This window comes from Sphingomonas segetis (assembly GCF_009720245.1).
GTDB lineage: Bacteria > Pseudomonadota > Alphaproteobacteria > Sphingomonadales > Sphingomonadaceae > Sphingomicrobium > Sphingomicrobium segetis.
Genome location: NZ_WJSQ01000225.1, coordinates 1 through 2,839, shown reverse-complemented (window position 1 = coordinate 2,839; position 2,839 = coordinate 1). Strand labels below are relative to the sequence as shown.

Below are 2,839 nucleotides of genomic sequence, written 5' to 3'. Positions count from 1 at the left end.
GCTTGCCGGGCCAAAGCGGGAAGCGCTCCTTCGCCGGCCAGGGGAGGGCGGCCGGGTCGGACGCATAAGGCGTCGGCTCCGGCTGCGCACCGGCCGTGGCGGCGATCAGCGCGATCCCGCTGCCGAGGAAGGTGCGGCGGCCGACGCCAGACTCATTGCTGGCGGACAATCTGGCCCCCCTTCATGACGAAGCGCACATGCTCGACGGCGGAAACGTCCTTGGTCGGGTCGCCGTCGACCGCCACGAGGTCGGCGAGCATGTCGGGCTTCACCTGGCCGCGGTCGGTCAGGTGGAAGATGCGGGCGTTGCCGGAGGTGGCGGCGATCAGCACCTGCGGCGCGGGCATGCCGGCGCGCTGCATCGCCTCCATCTCGAGCCAGTTCTTGCCGTGGGCGAACACGCCGACGTCGCCGCCCATGCAGATCGGGACCCCGGCCTGCAACGCGAGTCGGAACGAGCGGCGGTTCTCCTGGACGCTTTCGGGCGCGGGTTCCTGCCCGTTCCAGTTCTGGAAATAGCGGGCGTAGGCTTCGGAGGCGGCGATGGTCGGGCACAGCGCGATATGCTTCGCGGCCATCGCCTTGAACACGTCAGCCGTGCCGCCGTAGCCGTGCTCGATTGTGTCCACGCCTGCGGCGACCGCGCGGCGCATTCCTTCCGCCGTGGTCGCGTGTGCGGCGGCGAGGCGGCCGGCGTCGTGCGCGACGGCGACTCCGGCGGCCATTTCCGCCTCCGTCATCGTCGGTCGGCTCGGCTCGTGCGGGCGGTAATGGTAGTCGGCGTACATCTTGATGAGGTCCGCGCCGGCGGCGATCTGGTCGCGCGCGGCCCTGGTCATCTCGTCGGCGCCGCTGATTTCCTCCGCGCCCTGGGGGATGGGGACGCCCGGCTCGAATCCCTTCGGGCCATAGGCGCCGCGCGCGACATTGGCCTTGGTCGCGACCAGCAGGCGCGGCCCCGGCACGATGCCCTCATTGATCGCCTGCCTGAGGCCGACGTCGGCGTAGCCGGCACCCTCGGTGCCGAGGTCGCGCTCGGTGGTGAAGCCGGCGTCGAGCGTCTTTTCGGCATGCACGACCGCGCGCGCGGTGCGGAGCGCGAGCGGCTCGTGGAGCACCTGATCGTCCCACAGCGTCTCATTGTACGGGTGGAGGAAGAGGTGCGAATGGCCCTCGATCATGCCGGGGATCAGGGTGGTGCCCGCGAGGTCGATGACCCTAGCGCCCGTCGGCGCGGCGAGGTTCGGACCCACCGCAGCGATCCTGTCGCCGTCGACCAGCACCGACCAGCCGGTGTGCGGGTGCGGGTCGATGCCGTCGAAGACCTGTGCCGGCCTGAGCAGGATCGGTTCGGCAGCGGCCGGAACCCCCGACAGCAGGCTCAGCGAGAGTAGCGCATGCAGAATCTTCATTTTCCCCCCAGAACCCAGTCGAGCCCGCCGGCGAGCTGGTCGAGGAACCAGGGCTCCGAATAGCTTTCCTTGGTGTGGCCCATCGCGGTGTAGAAGACGCGGCCGCCCTCGACCTTGCGGGTCCAGGTCATCGGGTTCGGATTGACGTCCTTCTCGCCGATGGATTGCGGATCGAGCGTTACCAGCAGGTGCGAAGTTGGGTCGTAATCGTCGAAATAATACCATTCGTCGGTGCGGCGCTCGGTCTTCCCGGTGGCGAGGACGCGAACGGTGCCCGTCGGCGTGCCCGACGGATGACGCGCGAAATGGCCGCCGATCATCTTGCTGTACCACGGCCAGTGATAATGCGAGTCCGCCGCCGCATGGATCGCGAGGATCCCGCCGCCGCGGCGGACGAACTGCTGGAGCGCGTCGCGGCGGCTGCCGGTCAGCCACTCGGACGCGGGGTTCTTCGGATCGGTGGTGCAGCTGAGCAGGACGATGGCGCGGAAGCGCTTGAGGCGGTCGGCGGAGAAGACCTTCGGGTCTTCGCTCGCTTCGACGGTCAGGCCGCGCTTCTTTGCGATGCCCGTGACTGCGGCGATTCCGGCGGGGATGGAGTCGTGGCGGTAGCCGGTGGTGCCGGAGTAGATGAGGATTGCGCTGCGGGGAGCGGCCATCGCCGGCGCGGCGATCAGAATCGCGAGGAGCAGGAGGATCAGGCGGCGCATGGCGGCAGCCTAGAATCGAAAAGGGCGCCTCGGAAAGCCCGAAGCGCCCTCTCATGACGAATTGATGACGATGAAGCCCGCCAGTGCCGTCACGCGGAGTGAATCCGCGTGACGTCGGACGGGTTCGGCTGCCTTCAGGGCAGCCGCCCTGCCAGACGGCATCGGTAAGTCTTCGCGCTGCTTCGGCGGTGCTTCGCACCGGCGGCGCTGTGCTCGCTTACCTCTTGCTGAACTGGAACGACCGGCGCGCCTTCGCCCGGCCGTACTTCTTGCGCTCGACGACGCGCGGGTCGCGGGTGAGGAAGCCGGCTTGCTTGACGACGCCGCGGAGCGCGGGCTCGTAGCGGGTCAGCGCCTGGGCGATGCCGTGCTTGACCGCGCCGGCCTGACCCGAGAGGCCCCCGCCGACGACGGTCGCGATCACGTCATACTGGCCGTCGCGGCCGGCGACTCCGAACGGCTGGTTGATCACCAGGCGAAGGGTCGGGCGGGCGAAATAGACCTCCTGCTCGCGGCCGTTGATGGTGATCTTGCCCGAGCCGGGCTTGAGCCAGACGCGCGCGATGGCGTCCTTGCGGCGGCCGGTCGCATAAGCGCGCCCATATTTGTCGAGCTGCTGCTCGCGCAGCGGCGCGGATTCCTGCGGTGGCGGAGCAGCCTCGGTGGCCTCGGCCGCCGGCGCTTCGGCCTCGGCCGGAGGCGGCGGGGCAGGGGTCG

Annotated in this window: 3 protein-coding genes; all 3 read right to left on the bottom strand. The window is 69.5% G+C overall.

Annotated elements, in window-relative coordinates:
• Positions 1 to 152: 152 nt before the first annotated feature.
• A complete protein-coding gene (locus tag GH737_RS14040; RefSeq protein ID WP_155265401.1) occupies positions 153 to 1,412 on the bottom strand; it encodes a metal-dependent hydrolase family protein in 1,260 nt (419 codons plus the stop codon).
• Positions 1,409 to 2,122 (bottom strand): ThuA domain-containing protein, encoded by a 714-nt coding sequence (locus GH737_RS14035; protein WP_155265400.1) that lies wholly within the window; start codon positions 2,120 to 2,122, stop codon positions 1,409 to 1,411. Before GH737_RS14035 ends, GH737_RS14040 begins: the two co-directional genes overlap by 4 nt.
• Positions 2,123 to 2,339: 217 nt before the next feature.
• Positions 2,340 to 2,839 (bottom strand): 30S ribosomal protein S9 (gene rpsI / locus GH737_RS14030; RefSeq protein WP_230558827.1); only part of this gene is annotated, 500 nt, incomplete at its 5' end.

Coding starts and splice junctions, on each gene's coding strand:
- GH737_RS14040 (WP_155265401.1), bottom strand. CDS start 1,412: ATGAAGATTCTGCATGCGCTACTCTCGCTGAGCCTGCTGTCGGGGGTT.
- GH737_RS14035 (WP_155265400.1), bottom strand. CDS start 2,122: ATGCGCCGCCTGATCCTCCTGCTCCTCGCGATTCTGATCGCCGCGCCG.